Source organism: Streptomyces sp. NPDC000594 (assembly GCF_040299965.1).
Taxonomy (GTDB): domain Bacteria; phylum Actinomycetota; class Actinomycetes; order Streptomycetales; family Streptomycetaceae; genus Streptomyces.
The window spans coordinates 326,078-341,991 of record NZ_JBEPCY010000003.1 but is presented as its reverse complement, the minus strand read 5'-3'; the positions used below and the strand labels follow the sequence as shown (position 1 = coordinate 341,991).

Sequence of the window (15,914 nt, the reverse complement as noted above, 5' to 3'; positions counted from 1 at the left end):
GGTGAGTTGGTGCGCGGGCGTCAGGGCCGGAACGCCTCCACATGCTCCTCGGCCCACTCCGCGAAGGTCCGCCCCGGTGCCCCCGTCAGCCGCGTGACCGTGTCCCGGACCCTGCGCAGCCCCTCGTTCATATCGCCGCCCAGCAGGTCCAGCATGGCGTCGGCGACATCGTCCCCGAGGAACCCGGCGAACTCCCGGTGGGCCTGCGCACGCGTCGTCCCGGCGAAGGGGACCTCCCGGCCCAGCACCCGGGCGAGGGTCGCGATCTGCTCACGGGGGGTGATGGGCGCCGGCCCGGTCAGCTCATGGGTGAGCCCCCGGTGGCCCGGCTCGGTCAGGGCGACCCGGGCCACCGAGGCGACGTCGGCGGGGTGGACCGTCGGCAGGGCGGTGTCCGGGTAGGGCATCCGGACCGTCTCCTGGGCGCGTACGGTCTCCGCCCACCACAGGGCGTTCGACGCGAACTGGGTCGGGCGCAGGATCGTCCACGCCATCCCGCTCTCCTGGAGCTGCCGCTCGACGGCCCGGTGGTTGCGGGCGGGTTCGAGATGGGGATGGGTCAGCACGGTGAGGGAGGTCACCAGCACCACATGCTCGACCCCGGCGCGCCGGGCGGCCCGGAGGATCTCCGCGTCCGGGCCGAGGAGGGCCGGGTGGAAGAGCGACCGTACCCCCCTCAGCGCCGCCTTCAGCGACTCGGGCCGGGCGAGGTCCCCCCGTACCGCCCGGACACCGGCGGGGAAGGCGGTCCGTTCGGGGTCCCGGGTGAGGGCGCGTACGGGTCCCGCGCCGAGTGCGTGCAGTTCCCGTACGAGGGGACCGCCCATATTGCCGGTCGCTCCGTTCACCAGAATCATCGGTTCACTCCCGTTGGTCCGCCGCCGCTGTGCCGGATGGTTCACAGGAGACGGTAGGAACTCAAGGGGAGTTGAGGTCAAGGGCCGGGGCGAGGTCACCCGGACCCGGCGGCCCGCAGCCGGTCGAGCGCGGCACGGCGGGCCTGCCGGGAGTCATCGCGTACCGCCAACTCACGCCCGTACAGCTGGAGTAGGTGATGGAAGCGGTGATGGTCCGGGCCCGCCGTCGCCAGCAGGTGCGCACCCGCCAGCGCGGCGAGCAGTTCCCGGGCGCGGGCGCGGTCCGTGCCCAGCAGGGCCGCCGCGTTCTCCTCGGTGAGGCCGGGGCCGGGGGCGGGGCCGAGTGACAGCAGCCGGAAGGCGCGCGCGACGGCCGGTGGCAGGGCACGGTAGGACCGGGAGAAGACGGTACGGACGGCGGCGTCGGCGTCGTCGGGCGGGGCCAGCAGCTCCAGCCGGTCCCGGGGGCGGGAGAGTTCGGCGACCGCCCCGGCGAGGGTCAGGCCCGGGCGTTCCGCGATCCGCTCGACGGCCACCCGCAGGGCCAGCGGCAGCCGCCCGCAGAGCCGTACCAGCGCGTCGGCGGCGGCCGGGTCGCCGTCCACCGGGGGCCCGCCGAGGGTGCGTCGCAGCAGCTCCAGGGCATCGTCGGGGGGCAGCGGCGCCAGGGTGACCCGGACCGCTCCGTCCCGGGCGACCAGCCCGGTCATCCTGCTGCGGCTGGTGACCAGGGTCAGACAGCCGGGCGCGCCCGGCAGCAGGGGCCGCACCTGGGCCGCGTCCACGGCGTTGTCCAGGACGACGAGGGTACGGCGGCGGCTGAGCAGGGTACGGAGCAGGGCGCCCCGGTCGCCGGGGTCCGGCGGGATCAGCCCGGGGCCGGTGCCGAGGGCGCGCAGAAAGCCGTCGAGGACCTCGGCCGGTTCACGGGGGGCGCCGGGGCCGCCGGGTCCGCCGAGGTCGGCGAAGAGGACCCCGCCGGGGAAGTGCGGGCGGGCGCGGTGGGCCCAGTGCAGGGCGAGCGCGGTCTTGCCGGCGCCGGGCATGCCGTCGAGGAGCCGGACGGCCGGGCCGGCGGGGGTGGTGTCCCGGTCCCCGCCCGGGTGCGGGGCGGTCGCCGGGGCTGTTTCCATGGCTGCTTCCAGGACTGTTCCCAGGGCTGTTTCCAGGGCGGCGAGTTCCGTGCGGCGTCCGGTGAAGGCGCCGGGGGCGGGCGGGAGCTGGTCCGGGACGGCGGGGCCGCCGGGAGCGACTGTCCTGGGGGCGGGCGGCGGCGGGGCCACCAGCAGCGCGGCGTCGGCGCCCAGCGCGTCCGCACAGCGGGTGGCCAGGGCCTCGGTCCCCTTGCGGAGTCCGTTCTCCACCCGGCTCAGATAGCTCTTGCTGTAGTGGGTGGCGTCGGCCAGTTCGGCCAGGGAGACCCCTCGGGTCTCCCGCAGATCCCGGAGTCGTTCCCCGTGCAGCATCCGCATTCCTCCGCTGAGGTGCTTTCCCTGTGGGGCTTCGGCTGTGGTGGGACTCGTCGCGGGGGCCCGGTGCCGCCCGGTCCCGCCCTGCCGGCGGGCGCGGTTGCCCCTTGTGTCAGGCAACGGGCAACGCCTTGTCCGGGGTTCACGCCGCTGGTCAGGATGGTCGAGGGGCGCGCCGGTCCACCTCGGCGCGCCCTCCCTCCCCATCCCCCCGCCTAAGGAAGGCTTCATGGCCTTACGGCTCGCCCCTGTCCCGACCACCCCTGTCCCGACCACTCCTGTCCTGACCGCCCCTGTCCTGATCACCGGTGCCCTGACCACCTGTGTCGGCCTGGTGGCGCTCACCCTTCCCGCCGTGGCGTCGGCGCGGCCCGCCGCCCTCCCCGATCCGGCCCCGGGAACCGCCGTCGCCGCGGTACGGGGCGGTCTGCCGTCCGGGTACCGCGACTGGGCCGGGGTCCGGGCGGCCCAGCAGCCCCTGAGCGAGGCGGCCGGGGCCATCGCCGCCGAGGCCGCGCGGACGCGTTCCGCCCCCGACGGCTATGCGGGCGTCACCGTCTCCCTGGAGCGCCGCACGGTGACGGTGCGCTGGAAGGGCCGGGTCCCCGCCGCCGTCGCGGAACGGGCCGCCGCGCTGCGGGCCCCGGGCACCCGTATCGAGATCCGGCCGGCCGCGTACTCCCTCGCCGAACTGGACCACCGGGCGCGGGCCCTGGCCGAACGGGGCACCCTCGGCGAGGGCGACCGTACCCACCGGATCCATCGCGCGGGGCCCCGTACCGACGGCGGTGGACTCGACATCCGGGTCCACGCCACCGGGCCCGGGGCGGTCTCCCCCGCCGCGCTGCCCAGCACCTCGGGCGGCATCCCGGTCATCGTCACCGTGGAGGAGCCGCCCCGGCCCTCGGCACGGGAGGACGACGCCGGGCGCAACGGCGGGATCGTGCTCCTCTCGTCCGGCTCCATGTGCAGCAGCGGCTTCGGAGTGACCTGGCCGGGCAAGGGCGGCGATTACGTCCTGTCGGCGGCCCACTGCGGGCCCGCGGGCTCGGTGTGGCACACCTACCGGGGCGCGCGGGTCGGCACCGTGCACGACCGGGACATGGTCAACGACACCCTGTTCCTGAGCACGGACGGCGCGGCGGCGGGGAACAGGGTGTGGACCGGTTCCGGCGCCATGCGGCCCGGCCAGTCCACCCGTCCCGTCCGGGGCGCGGCGCACACCTTCCCCGGCGAGTATCTGTGTGTCTCCGGCAGCCGGACGGGCCTGGTCTGCGACGTGCGGGTCTCCCGGACCGGGCAGTACGTGGTCTACCCGGGCGGGCAACGGGTCCACGTCAATGTCCTCGACCATGTCCGAGGCGCCCTCGCGGCGGGCTCTGGCGACAGCGGCGGCCCGGTCTTCTCCGTCCTGGGCGACGGCTCGGGTGTCATCGCCCGCGGCCTGATCAGCGGCAACAACGGGCCCTTCCGCAACTGCTCCGACGGCTGGGCCACGCTCTACCGGTGCTCCTCCAGCGTCCTGGTGACCGACCTCCTCGACGCGCTCCGGCCCTACCCGGGCATGCGCGTGAAGACCACCTCGTAGACCTGCCGTCCCCGTACCCGTGTCGTTCAGGTGAGGGAGAGGCTGACCACCCAGTAGTCGTACTCCTCCGCGGTCACACCACAGATGGCGTGACCGCTGTTCGACCGTGCGATGAACTCGATCCGGTTCTGGTCGTCCCGTAGCCGGGACACATCGGCTGTCGCGGTGAGGGCCACCGAGACCCAGCCGACCTCATGACTCCCCGTGGTGACCGCGGTCACCAGGAAGGTTCCGTCCTCCTCGAAGATCCCGCCGTCTCGGGCATGGCGCAGCCAGAGATCGTGGACGGAACGCCCAGGGCCGCTCAGGGGAGCCGTCGCCACAGGCTCGACCGTGAACCCGGCCAGTGATCTCCACGCGGAGTCCACGGACGGATCCGATGCGTGCTCGGGTACCGCCAGCACTGAAAGCCCGGCGGCGGTGAGCTTTTCCAGGAGCGCGACGCGCGGATCTATCGCCATTCACGGGCCCTTGTAGAAGAAGTGATGAGTGATGATCGAGCCGTCGAACGCCTTCTGCGGTTCCTTCAGATGGGAGGCTGTGGAACGGATCTCCGACGGGGATCCGTGGACCGGCCTGCTCTTGTCCTCGCTCTGTCCCAGGCCGAGTTCGTTGACCCGGGCGCCCATCTGGTTCGCCGGCGAACGGGACTTGTCCCGGACCGTTCGCCCGCGGTCCGTACCCGCTCCGAGGCCCCACCGACGCCGAACTCATGGACACCGTAGGACAACGCCCGCCGGGACATGGGGAAGAGGTGGGTTCCTGGCCCGGGACCGTTCGGCGGCGGCCCGAAACCGCTGTCCCACCGGCCGGTGCCTACCGTGTACCCGTGGAAACAACGCATCGACCCGCCGTGCGGATCCTCTGTCTGGACGCCGCCGACCGTCTGCTGCTCCTGCGCTGGCGCGACCCGTCCAGCGGCGCGTGGATCTGGGAGCCGCCCGGTGGGGGTGTCGAGCCCGGGGAGACCCCACTGGCGGCGGCGCGGCGGGAGCTGGCGGAGGAGACGGGGCTCGACCCGGGCGGGGTGCTGGACCGGTCGGTGCCGGTCGACCGTGATCTGTGGTGGAACGGCGAGCGGTACATCGGTACGGAGGACTTCTTCCTCGCCCGGTTCGCCGAGGAGCGTCCGGTACCGGGGCGGGCCGGTCTGCTCCCGGAGGAACAGGTCAGTCTGGACCGGCACGAGTGGATCGCATGGGGTGAACTGGGCGGGCTCCGGGACCCCGTCGAGCCGCCGCAACTGCGCGAGGTGCTGGCGGCGTTGGCGCCCGGGGGCCCGTGGAGCGCCGGGCCCGGGTCCGAAGCCGGGTCCGGGGCCGGTCGGCCGGCGCGGTGAGCCCAGCCAGGCCAGCCGCGCCCGCCGGGTGCGCCAGGTCCGCCGCGCCCGGGGCTACCGCTTCCCGTCCGACCAGGTCTCCAGAAGGCGGGTCAGGGCCGCCAGCGCCTCCGGGGCGTCGCGCCCGCCGCCGCGGGCGACGGGGGCCAGCTCCACATGGAGGAAGGTCGCCTGGTGGCGCTGGGCCGACTTGCCCTGGACATTGGTGACGCCCTCCAGGGGGCACTGGTCGGACCAGCCCCGGCAGACGCGGAAGCCCTCGTTCTCCATGAGGTCGGCCAGCATGGTGGCCTCCTCCGGCGCCGTCTGCATCGCGCCCGTGGAGAGGATGGCCTCATAGGGCCGCTTCTTCGACCGGGCGAAGCCATGGAGCTGCGCCCCGGGGACATTGCGCTTCTGGAGTTCGGTGACGATGGCGTGGAAGGCGCTGTCCGTCCGGTGCGCCACATCCGCCGATTCCCCCCGCCCTGCCTCACGGTGCGCGCCGGCCACGACGAGGGCGCCGCCCGGGGTGGACCCGAGCAGCCGTGTCCCGAGGATCTCGGTGGACCGGTCGGAGACCGGGTGGGGCACCTGAACATTCCAGCGCAGCGCCGTGTCGGCGTTCACATAGAGCCGTCCCCAGCGCGCCTCGCGCCCGGACGAGCCCGCCGCGACCTCGTCGTAGCGCCGCCCCGACTGGGTGTCCGTGAGTCGCGTCACACGGAAGCCGACCCGGTCCAGCTCCTTCTCCGCCTGCCGGGTCTCCCCGTCGAGGAGGTGGCCGACACCCCGGGCGAGCCGATTCCTTTGTTCCTCGTTGGGCGGTCGGTAGCGTTCGCGGTCGTCGGCCTGTTTCGCGTACCGCAGGATCCGGTCGTCGATGTTCACCAGTTCCCGGGCCTTCGGGCCGTCGTTCCCCGTGTCGTCGCCCGCGTTCTGCTGACAGCCGACCAGCACCAGAGCGATGCCAAAAACGGTCAGAAAACGCAGAAAAAGTGATGATCTCGTGATATCACGCGGGTGATCGATCTTGGCGGGCATGGGAAAATCGGCCGGTGGCATTCTGTGATTCTCTCCCCAAAGGTCGTGCTCTGGCAGTGACGACGGCCCTCGCCGTACTCACCATGGGCTGTGCGTCGACCTCATCGGGGTCGACGACACAGGCCAAGCCGGGAGGCCGCGCGTTCTCCGTCGCCGCCGCGGGTGATGTTCTCATTCATCCCGAACTGACGGATCAGGCGGCCGTGGACGCCAAGAAGTCCGGCAAGGGCACCGCGGGCCTGGACTTCGGTCCGCTGCTCGCCGGTGTGAAGCCGGTCATCAGCAAGGCTGACCTGGCCATTTGTCATATGGAAACTCCCGTTGGCAAGCCGGAGGGCCCTTTTGAGGGGTACCCGGAATTTTTGGTTCCACCGCAGATCCTGACGGCTCTGAAGGATGTGGGCTACGACACGTGCTCGACCGCCTCGAACCACACCTTCGACCATGGGCTGAAGGCGGTACGCCGCACCCTGAACGCGATGGACAAGGTCGGGCTCGGCTACAGCGGATCGGCGCGCAGCCGTGCGGATGCGGACAAGATCAACATCCGTGAGGTCAAGGGCGTGAAGGTGGCGCACCTCTCGTACTCCTGGGAGTCGTTCCTCAACCCGACACCCGGCAAGCAGCGCTGGGCGTTCAACCGGATCTCCACGGACTCGATCAAGAAGGACGAGACGCGGGCCCGTAAGCAGGGCGCCGACGTCGTGATCCTCTCGGTCCACTGGGGTCTGGAGCACTACAACGAACCGAGCGTGCCCCAGCTGGAGCTGGCCGACCGGCTCACCCGGGAGACCGGGATCGATCTGGTCATCGGCCACCACGCCCATGTGGTGCAGCCGATCCAGAAGCTGAACGGCACCTGGATCGCGTACAGCCTCGGCAACCAGGTGGCCCGGCACTCGTCGCCCACGGGAATGACCGAGGAGGGCGTCATCGGCTGGTTCGACTTCCGCGAGACGGCGGACGGCTGGGATGTCGACGCCCGGTACCGCACCACGCTGGTGGACATCCCACCGGAGGTGGAGGTGGGGGAGAAGGTCCCCAAGGGCGCGGTCAAGGACCTCCGGCTCGTCGATGTGCGGCAGATGCTCGACGAACCGGGCGACCTCGGCGCGGACCGGATCGCCCGCTATCGCCTCGCGTCGGACCGGACACGCGGGTTCCTCTACAACCGGGGGGCTCCGGGTGGCGACGGCCTGGCTGAGCTGTCCTTGAAGGACTGAGCGCCGGACACCCGACGCGCGGGCGGTTCCGGGAACGGGCCCGGAAGCGGGAGCGGGAGCGAAGAGGGCCGGCCGGAGTCGGCGGTGGTACGGGGCGCCGCGAAGGCGCCGGGCCACTGGAAGCCCCGGGCCACTGGAGCTTCCGGGCGGCTCGGAGCCCCGGGCCGCCGGACCTTCGAGCGGACCGACCTTCGAGCGGGGACCGGCCTTCGAGCGGACGGACCCTCGCGCGGTCCGGCCCCCCCCGAGTGGTCCCGGACCCGGCCCCGGACCCGGACGCGCCAGGGCAACCGTTTCCGGAGCCCAGGAGTCAGGAGACCCGGAAGCGATCACGCCGCGGTGACCGGGAACCGGGGCCGTGCCAATCAGCTCCCTAGCCATGAGAGTCACCCGGCGACGGGCCCGAATCCGTTCGGGACCACGGCCGGCCAGGGCCCCAGCAATGCCGTAGGAATCAGGAAAGAGCACCAGTGAAATCGAGCAAAGCCGCGTACTCCGTGCGCGGAGGGCGGCGACGGAGCCGCAGGCGGGCGGACATGCCGCTCCTCGGCGGTATCCGCCCACCGATCGCGGTGCTGTGTGTACTGGTCCTCGCCCTCGCCGCGCTGACGGCGCAGGTGCTCGGCCCCGGCAAGGACACGGTCGCGCCGAAGGCGGTGCTCTCCTCCCAGAAGTACTTCGCCGAGGACGGCGCCATCGCCATGCGCGCCTCCATCGACGAGCGCGTCACCGACCTGGACCGTACCGCCAGGGCGCTGAGCGACGGTGCGCCGGTGAAGCCCGAGCGCATCCTGGAGGACCTGGGCCGCACGTACCAGAAGTGGACCGGCACCACCGTGCTGGACCTGGAGAGCGGGGATGTGCTCGCCGCGCGCGGTGAGACGATCCCCCTCGCCTGGCTGGACAAGGGCGTCCTCACCGGCGACCGTGCCCTGACCCCCCGCATGGTGCGGCTGGAGACCGGCGACGTACGCCTGATGATCATGGCGGTCCTGGACTGGAAGGACCGCCCGCAGCAGCTGCTGATCGCCTCCAGCGGACTCTCCGTCCCCGCCATCAACCTCGGCCCCTTCCGCACCATGGCGGTCGTGGCCGAGAACGGCGAGGTCCTGGCCACGGCCGGGTTCGAGCGGGCCGAGGCGCTCAACTCCGCGCAGGAGCGCAAGGAGCTGACCTTCCTCCAGAAGCAGATGACCCGCCTCTCCGACCAGGCGGCGCTGAAGGCGGAGCAGCACCCCGTCCGGACCAAGGAGCCCGGCTCCCGGGGCTACCCCGGGGTCAGCGGCACCCTGATCGGCGGCGACTACAACGGCCGCACCGCCCTCGCCGGATACGCCTCGCTCGCCTCCTCCAACCCCGAGGAGAAGAAGAGCGTCGCCGCCGGACTCGGACTGACGGTCGTGGCCCTGCTGCCCGTGGTCCAGCAGCAGACCGGGGAACAGGTCCATGAGCTGTACGGACTGATCGTCTCCGGCATTCTCGTCCTGCTCGGACTGCTGGCGGCGGCGATCCTCTGGGCGACCGTGCAGCGGCCGCTGCTGCGGCTCTTCCTGGAGTCGCGCCGGCTCGCCCGGGGCGATCTGACCCGGCCGGTCTCGGTGCCCCGCGCGGGTGAGGCGGCCCGGATCGGCACCGCGCTGGAGCGGCTGCGCAAGCAGCTCATCAGCGACGGCGGCGCCCCTGGTGGAGTCCCTGGCGCAGCCGGGTTCCCCGGCGCCGGATTCGCGGGCTCCCCCTTCCCCGCCGCCGCGCCCCCCGACCCCGTACCCCCGAAGAAGGGCGGATTCGCGGGGCTCGTGGGACGCTTCGGCGGACTCGCCTCGCTCCTGCTGACCGCCGTTCTGCTGCTGCTGTGGTGCGTCCCCGTCGGTCTGCTGCTGAACCGCACCGATGGCTCGGTCAGTGTGCCGACCACCATGGTCAACGACCAGCGGGACCGTACCGACCTGATCGCCGACCGGATCCGGCGGGCGCTCAACGAGGCCCAGGCCGACCTGGTCTCCACCTCCCGCCTGCTCGGCAAGGAGAAGGACGGCTCCGGGACCGAGCTGCTCGAAGAGGCCCTCAAGAAGCACACCCGCTACCGGGCCCTCTATGTCGTCGACGCCGACGGCTCGGTCGGCGCCCGCGCCGGTGACGACCCGCACTCCTGGAGCCGCGACAAGGACCTCCCGCTGGTCCGGGTCTCCGGCCAGGGCGGCAAGAAGCCGGTGATCCAGGCCGGGGCCCCCGTACCCGAGCGCGAGGGCAGCACCCTCGTCGGCGAGATCCGGGTCGAGTTCCTGAACTCGCTGCTCACCCGGCCCGGCCTCGGCGAGGTCCGGGTGGTGGACTCCGAGAGCGCGACCATCGCCGCCAACGACGGCTTCCTGGCCTTCGAGGAGCTGCCCCGCAGCTCCCTGACCGACCTCACCCGCGCGGCCCGCGTCCAGATCGGCGCAGGGCCGCTGGAGAACGGCCTGCTCCTGAGGGAGGGCGGCGGGGTCACCGTCGCCGCCGCGGCCCCGTTCTCCGGTGGCGGTGTCACGGCCGACATCGGCTGGACCGTCATCAGCTGGCAGAACGCCGAACGCTTCCAGATCGCCCCGTACGAGCGCGAGGACCGCAGCGTCCTCGCCGGCATGCTGGGGCTGGCCGCGATCATCGTCTGCCTGGGCTGGATCCACCTGGTGGTCATCCGACCGCTCAGGGCCCTGGCCGCCAGTGCCGAGAAGCTCGCGGACGGCGACCTCAAGACCGTGCTCTACCCCCGGTACCAGGACGAGGTGGGTGCTGTCGTCCGCAGCCTCGAACTCCTGCGTCAGCAGGCGCAGGCACATCGACACAATCAGGCGCGTCGGCCCGCGGAGGCCCGGCCCGGCGTCGGCGGAAGGTGACAGGCCCGTGCTCTACCTCTACTGCGTCCTGCTGACCGGCGGGTTGTTCCTCGCCATAGCGGGGGTCGTGGAACAGCGGCGGCACTATGCCGCCCTGCACTCCATACCCTCGCGGGTGCTGGTCAACGGCATCCGCGGCAAATCCTCCATCACCCGGCTCTGCGCGGGCGCCCTGCGCGGCGGCGACCTCGTCACCGTCGCGAAGACGACCGGCACCGCCGCCCGCTTCATCCACCCCGACGCGACCGAGGAGCCGGTCTACCGCAAGTTCGGCATCGCCAATGTGGTGGAACAGATCGGCATCGTGCGCCGGGCGGCCACCTACCGGCCCCACGCCCTCGTCATCGAGTGCATGGCCGTCATGCCCGCCCTCCAGGAGGTCAACCAGAGCAAGCTGATCCGCTCCACGATCGGCGTGCTCTGCAATGTCCGCGAGGACCATCTCGCCGAGATGGGTCCCACCCTGGACGACGTGGCCCGCTCGCTCTGCCGCTCGATGCCGGAGAACGGCATCTGTGTGACCGCCGAGAAGGACCGCTTCGACATCCTCCAGGAGGAGGCGGACGCCCGTAACTGCCAGCTCATCTACGCCGACCCCGAGACGGTCAGCGACGCGGAGCTGCGCGGCTTCAGCTGGTTCACCTTCAAGGAGAACGTCGCCATCGCGCTGGCCGTCGCGGAGCTGCTCGGGGTGGAGCGTCAGGTCGCCCTCCAGGGCATGTACGACGCCCCGCCGGACCCGGGTGTCCTCTCCGTGGAGCGCTATGTGACCCATGAGGACAAGCGGCTCGCCTTCGCCAATGTCTTCGCGGCGAACGACCCCGAGTCGACGCTGATGAACGTCAACCAGCTGCTCGACCTGGGGGCCATCAGCCGCCCCCTGAATGTCGTGATCAACTGCCGGCCCGACCGTGTGGAGCGGAACGGGCAGATGGGCGAGATCATTCCGGACCTCCAGCCGGACAACGTCTTCGTCATCGGGCACCCCTCGAAGAGCGCCATCGACGCCATCCCGGCGGAGTGGCGGGACAAGGCCGTCGACCTCGGCGGCGACCGCCGTCCGGCGGAGGACTTCATGCCGGAGATGCTCGGCCGGATGCCCGACGGCTCCTCGCTGGTGGCCATCGGCAATATCCACGGGCAGGGCGAGGAACTGCTGGAGTTCCTGGCCGAACTCCCGGCGGACGAGAGCGCCACCACGAACAACGAGGACGCGGAGGCGGCTCCGGCCGTCGCCGCCCAGCCGGCCCGGCTGGACCCGTATGCCTCGTATCCGGTGGCGTACGAGGAGCGGTACCAGGCCTCCCAGACGCAGGAGATCCCGGTGGTCGTCCTCCCGACCCCGGCGGCGACCCCGGCCACGGCCACGGCCCCGGACCGCGAGGACGGGACGGCGGTCCTGCCGGCCGTGACGGCTGCCTCGCCGTCGCCCTCTCCCCAGGAGGGGCAGCGGTACGGTCAGCAGCGGTACGGGCAGGACGCGTACGAGCAGCAGCCCTATGGCCAGCAGCCGCAGCCGCACCCGCAGCAGCCGCAGCAGCACCAGGAGCCGGCGTCGCCGTACGGGCAGCCGGCCTACGGGCAGCAGGCGTACGAGCCGTCCCCCTACGGGCAGCCCGTGCCCGAGCAGCCTGCCCCTGCGCAGCCTTCGTACGAGCAGACCTCGCCCGCGCAGCTTTCCCCGGTGCAGCCCTCGTACGACCGGCCCTCGTATGACCGGCCCTCGTACGACGAGCCGTCGCGCGGTCAGCAGCAGTACGGCGGAGCGGGATACGAGCAGGGGTACGGACAGGGACAGGGGTACGAGCGGGGATACGGGCAGCCGTCCCAGCAGCCCCAGGAGGCATCGCCCCGCACCGACCGGCCGCAGGACGACTGGCCCCTGGCCGTTCCCTCCCGCGCCGACCGGCGGCAGGACGACTGGCCGTCGGCCGCCCCCGCCCGCGAGGAGCGGGCCCCTGACAGCGGGGCCCCCGACAGCCGGGCGCACGACGACTGGCCCGGGGACAACCGGAGCCGCCGGCCCGGCAGGTCCCACGACGACTGGCCCCACGAGGAGCGGTCGCAGGACGGGCACTCCTCCGACGGACGCTTCCCGGACGGGCGGCGGCGGCCCGGCGACGAGGAGGACCACGGCTGGTTCCCCGACCCGGCCCCCGGGGGGGACCGCCGGCCTCCGGACCCCCGCCCCTGACGACCGGACGGCCGCCCGCCGCCGAACGCCCCGTACACCACTCGTCGTACCACCCGCCCGGAGCCTCAGTTGACCACCGCCGCTTTGACACCCGAGATGGCCGCCCTGGGCATCGCCATAGGTCTGTTCTTCTCCCTGCTGTGCTACCTCACGACCAATCTCTCCCCCGGCGGCATGATCACGCCGGGCTGGGTCGCCCTCACCCTCATCGAGGACCTCCAGCGGGCGGCCATGGTCGTCGGCGTCACCGCCCTGACCTACGCGGGCACCAAGCTCATGCAGCGGCTGATGATCCTGTACGGCAAGCGCCTCTTCGCGGCGGTCGTGCTGCTGGGCGTGCTGCTCCAGGCGACGGTGATGATCGTCCTCTCGATCGAATTCCCGCTGCTGTACGGCAACGAGACCCTCGGCTTCATCGTCCCCGGCCTGATCGCGTACCAGCTGGTGCGCCAGCCCAAGGGGCCCACGCTGCTGGCGACCGCGTCGGTCTCCCTCATGGCCTACATCGTCGTCGCGGCCGGTCTGCTGCTCGGCATCATGCCCACCGTCTGAGAATCGAGGAACAACGATGGCACCGAAGAAGAAGTCCCGCCGGATCCTTCCCGTCCTCGTGGTCCTCGGACTGGTCGGGGCCTCCGGGTTCCTCACCATGGAACTGCGCAAGCAGGAGGACCAGGGCGTCACGGAGATCCGCAACGTCGGCATCCTGAAGGGCGGCCAGGGGGCCGCGGAGACGGTCAAGGCCAAGGGCCCGGCGAAGTGGTCCCGGATGGAGAACCCGGCGCGCAGCGTCCTCCGCGGTGCCGACGGCCAGGTCAAGGTCGTCCTCACCGACGGCGCCCGCACCGCCAAGCTGACCGGCCCCGCCCGTACCTTCGCGGAGCCCGCCTCGACGGCGTCGAAGGTCTCCACGACGGACTGGGTCCGGGTCATGCCGGAGGAGTGGTCCGAGGGGGCCGAGAAGGAGAAGTGGTTCAAGGACTGGTACGCGGAGAACGCGGACAGCAAGGAGGACGACCTCTTCGCCTTCGCCTTCCAGTACGTGGCGGGCGCCAAGGACAAGAAGGACGCGAACGGCGTCCGCTACGCCGGTGACGCCCACTTCGGCCCGCTGAACCAGGCCGGCTCCGAGACCGGCGACCTGCGCCTGGAGCAGTCGGACTTCTACGACTACCTCGGCACCCCGTACGCCTTCCGCGACGGCGGCGTCGGCTCCCCGGAGGCCATGCGCGCCAACTCCCTGGACTGCTCGGGCTATATCCGCATGGTCCTCGGCTACCGGGGCCGCTACCCGCTGATGTCCTCCGACAAGTCCGGCGACGGCCTCCCCCGCACCGCCAACGGCATGGCCCGCTCCGACCGCGGCGTGGACGTCCTCCCGCTGACGGGCATCGCCCAGAAGGACCGCCCCACCACGATCGACCAGCTCCAGCCGGGCGACCTCGTCTTCTTCAAGCTGGACACCCGCACCAAGGAGCGACTGGACCATGTGGGCATCGTCCTCGGCCATGACACCGAGGGCCACCTGATCTTCGTCTCCAGCCGCGAAGAGGTGAACGGCCCCACCATCGGCGACGTCGGCGGCGTCTCCCGCCTCGACGGCAACGGCTACTACGCCAAGACCCTCCGCAGCGCGAAGCGCCTCTGAACGACCCGGCCCTGGCCGCGGCTCCGGCCCCAGGTCCAGGACCTGGGGCCGGAGCCGTAGCAGGACCTGACCGGCGGGGTCGTCAGGTGCCCGGACGGCGGTGGTCGAGGAGCTCGCGGGCCCGCAGGCCCGCCTGGAAGCGGGAGCGGGCGCCCAGGGCGGTCATCAAGGCGGCGACCCGGCGCCGATAGGTCCGCAGGGACACCCCGAGCAGACGGGACGCCGTCGCATCCGTGTGACCGGCCGCCAGGGACCGCAGTACGGACCGTTCGGCCGCGCCGAGCCGGGGAAACGGGGTGCGCCGGTACGCGTCGAGATCTATCGAGGTCTCCCAGGCCGTGGTGAACAGGGCCCGTACACCGGCCACCACGCCCGGTTCCCGGACGACGCTGTAGATACGGGGTCCGCCGCCGGCGGGCCGCGGGGACGCGAGCACGGCGAGGCGCCGGTCGACGACGATCGCCTCCTGGGCCGGGGGAGCGGGCGAGACACGGACCTCCGCGCCGGCCCGGGCGAGGTGCTCCAACAGCGGACCGCTGCCGGGGCCCCGGAGGACACCGGGCCCGTACAGCTTGCGCACCACAAGCCCCGGCACAGGGGCCCGGCGGACGGCCGGGGCCGCCGCCGACCAGGTCCCGGGCTCCCCGGCGGCGCAGAGGAACTCCCTCCGTACCCCGTCGAAGAGGGCTCCCGCCCGCAGCATCAGCTCGGCCTCGCCCCGCAGTGTCACGATGCCCTCCGTCGTCATGACACCAAGCTGCCAGGTGCTCGCCTTCGGCACACGCGGTCCCGAGGATCCCCCGTATGACCAAGAACCACGAGCCTCCTCCCGCCACTTTCCCGCTCGGCGGAGACCTTCCCGTCGCCCGTATGGGGTTCGGCGCCATGCGTCTCCCGGCCAGGGCACTCGGTGGCCCCGCGAACGATCCGCGGACCTCGGGCGCCGTACTCCGGCGCGCCGTCGAACTCGGCGTGAACCACATCGACACCGCCTGGTTCTACTTCCACGGCGACCTCTCGGCGAACGGCCTGATCCGCCGTGTCCTGCACCCCTATCCCCAGGACCTGGTACTGGCGGCCAAGGTCGGCCCGGTCCGGCACCCCGACGGCGGCTGGGGCGCCCCGGCCGGCCCCCGCGAGCTGGCCGTCCATGTCCACCGCACCCTGCGGGAACTCGGCCTGGACCGGCTCGACCTCGTCTATCTGCGACTCCAGCCGGACCAGCGGGGCGGCGACGGGCTCGCCGACCGGTTCGCCGCACTCGCCGCCCTGCGGGAGCAGGGCCTGATCCGCCACCTCGGCCTCAGCAATGCGACCACCGAGCAGCTCGCGCGGGCCCAGCGGATCGCCCCGGTGGCGGCCGTGCAGAATCTGTACGGCCTCTTCCACCGCGCCGACCCCGGGGTGCTCGACACCTGCACCCGGCAGGGCATCGCCTTCGTCCCGTTCTTCTCCCTGGAGACCCTGGGCCGTCCCGAACCGGCCGATGTGCTCCTCCGTATCGCGGCCCGCCACGGGACCTCCCCGGCCGGGATCAAACTCGCCTGGACCATGGCCCGGTCCCCGGTCGTCCTCCCGATCCCCGGCACCGCCTCCCTCCCCCACCTGGAGGAGAACATCGCGGCCGCCGATCTGCGTCTCACCGGGGACGATCTGGCCGAGCTGGACGCACTGCCCCACTGACCCGAGACCGCGCG

12 protein-coding genes and 2 pseudogenes are annotated in these 15,914 nt (G+C 72.3%); 8 read left to right on the top strand and 6 right to left on the bottom strand.

Going from position 1 to position 15,914, the window contains the following annotated elements:
* Positions 1–20: 20 nt before the first annotated feature.
* Entirely contained in the window at positions 21–857 is an 837-nt protein-coding gene (locus ABT354_RS06530; RefSeq protein WP_351489835.1) for an SDR family oxidoreductase, read from the bottom strand.
* Between the two features lie 95 nt (positions 858–952).
* On the bottom strand, positions 953–2,323 hold the full coding sequence (locus ABT354_RS06525) for a helix-turn-helix domain-containing protein (RefSeq protein ID WP_351489833.1): 1,371 nt from the start codon (positions 2,321–2,323) through the stop codon (positions 953–955).
* Between the two features lie 232 nt (positions 2,324–2,555).
* On the opposite strand from ABT354_RS06525, the gene ABT354_RS06520 reads away from it, so the two are divergent.
* Complete coding sequence (locus ABT354_RS06520) at positions 2,556–3,914, top strand: S1 family peptidase (protein ID WP_351489831.1); 1,359 nt, start codon at positions 2,556–2,558, stop codon at positions 3,912–3,914.
* Between the two features lie 26 nt (positions 3,915–3,940).
* Here the strand turns inward: ABT354_RS06520 and ABT354_RS06515 are convergent, their stop codons facing one another.
* Both ABT354_RS06515 and ABT354_RS06510 read right to left on the bottom strand, forming a co-directional pair.
* Entirely contained in the window at positions 3,941–4,237 is a 297-nt protein-coding gene (locus ABT354_RS06515) for a hypothetical protein (RefSeq protein WP_351489829.1), read from the bottom strand.
* Between the two features lie 138 nt (positions 4,238–4,375).
* Positions 4,376–4,576: pseudogene (locus ABT354_RS06510) on the bottom strand (putative T7SS-secreted protein); the annotation flags it as partial.
* A 167-nt stretch (positions 4,577–4,743) separates the two neighbouring features.
* Between ABT354_RS06510 and ABT354_RS06505 the strand changes: the two are divergent.
* Complete coding sequence (locus ABT354_RS06505; RefSeq protein WP_351489827.1) at positions 4,744–5,253, top strand: NUDIX domain-containing protein; 510 nt, start codon at positions 4,744–4,746, stop codon at positions 5,251–5,253.
* Positions 5,254–5,307: 54 nt separating this feature from the next.
* Here ABT354_RS06505 and ABT354_RS06500 read toward each other — a convergent pair whose 3' ends face one another.
* The gene (locus tag ABT354_RS06500) at positions 5,308–6,123 is read right to left on the bottom strand and encodes a hypothetical protein (RefSeq protein WP_502983350.1); all 816 of its coding nucleotides are present in this window, start codon (positions 6,121–6,123) and stop codon (positions 5,308–5,310) included.
* 236 nt (positions 6,124–6,359) lie between these two features.
* Between ABT354_RS06500 and ABT354_RS06495 the strand changes: the two genes are divergently transcribed.
* The 5 genes and pseudogenes from ABT354_RS06495 to ABT354_RS06475 all read left to right on the top strand — a co-directional run bounded on the left by ABT354_RS06495 (position 6,360) and on the right by ABT354_RS06475 (position 14,217).
* Positions 6,360–7,499, top strand: a complete 1,140-nt coding sequence (locus ABT354_RS06495; RefSeq protein ID WP_351490173.1) for a CapA family protein — start codon at positions 6,360–6,362, stop codon at positions 7,497–7,499.
* A 536-nt stretch (positions 7,500–8,035) separates the two neighbouring features.
* On the top strand, positions 8,036–10,375 hold the full coding sequence (locus ABT354_RS06490; protein WP_351490171.1) for a HAMP domain-containing protein: 2,340 nt from the start codon (positions 8,036–8,038) through the stop codon (positions 10,373–10,375).
* A gap of 7 nt (positions 10,376–10,382) precedes the next feature.
* Positions 10,383–11,715 (top strand): annotated as a pseudogene (gene pgsB / locus ABT354_RS06485) (poly-gamma-glutamate synthase PgsB); the annotation flags it as partial.
* 923 nt (positions 11,716–12,638) lie between these two features.
* On the top strand, positions 12,639–13,121 hold the full coding sequence (locus tag ABT354_RS06480; RefSeq protein ID WP_351489823.1) for a poly-gamma-glutamate biosynthesis protein PgsC/CapC: 483 nt from the start codon (positions 12,639–12,641) through the stop codon (positions 13,119–13,121).
* Positions 13,122–13,137: 16 nt separating this feature from the next.
* Positions 13,138–14,217: a C40 family peptidase gene (locus tag ABT354_RS06475; RefSeq protein WP_351489821.1), complete on the top strand. Its 1,080-nt coding sequence runs from the start codon at positions 13,138–13,140 to the stop codon at positions 14,215–14,217.
* Positions 14,218–14,299: 82 nt separating this feature from the next.
* Here the strand turns inward: ABT354_RS06475 and ABT354_RS06470 are convergent, their stop codons facing one another.
* Positions 14,300–14,965: a helix-turn-helix transcriptional regulator gene (locus tag ABT354_RS06470; protein ID WP_351489819.1), complete on the bottom strand. Its 666-nt coding sequence runs from the start codon at positions 14,963–14,965 to the stop codon at positions 14,300–14,302.
* Between the two features lie 56 nt (positions 14,966–15,021).
* Between ABT354_RS06470 and ABT354_RS06465 the strand changes: the two genes are divergently transcribed.
* The gene (locus tag ABT354_RS06465; RefSeq protein ID WP_351489817.1) at positions 15,022–15,900 is read left to right on the top strand and encodes an aldo/keto reductase; all 879 of its coding nucleotides are present in this window, start codon (positions 15,022–15,024) and stop codon (positions 15,898–15,900) included.
* Positions 15,901–15,914 lie beyond the last annotated feature (14 nt).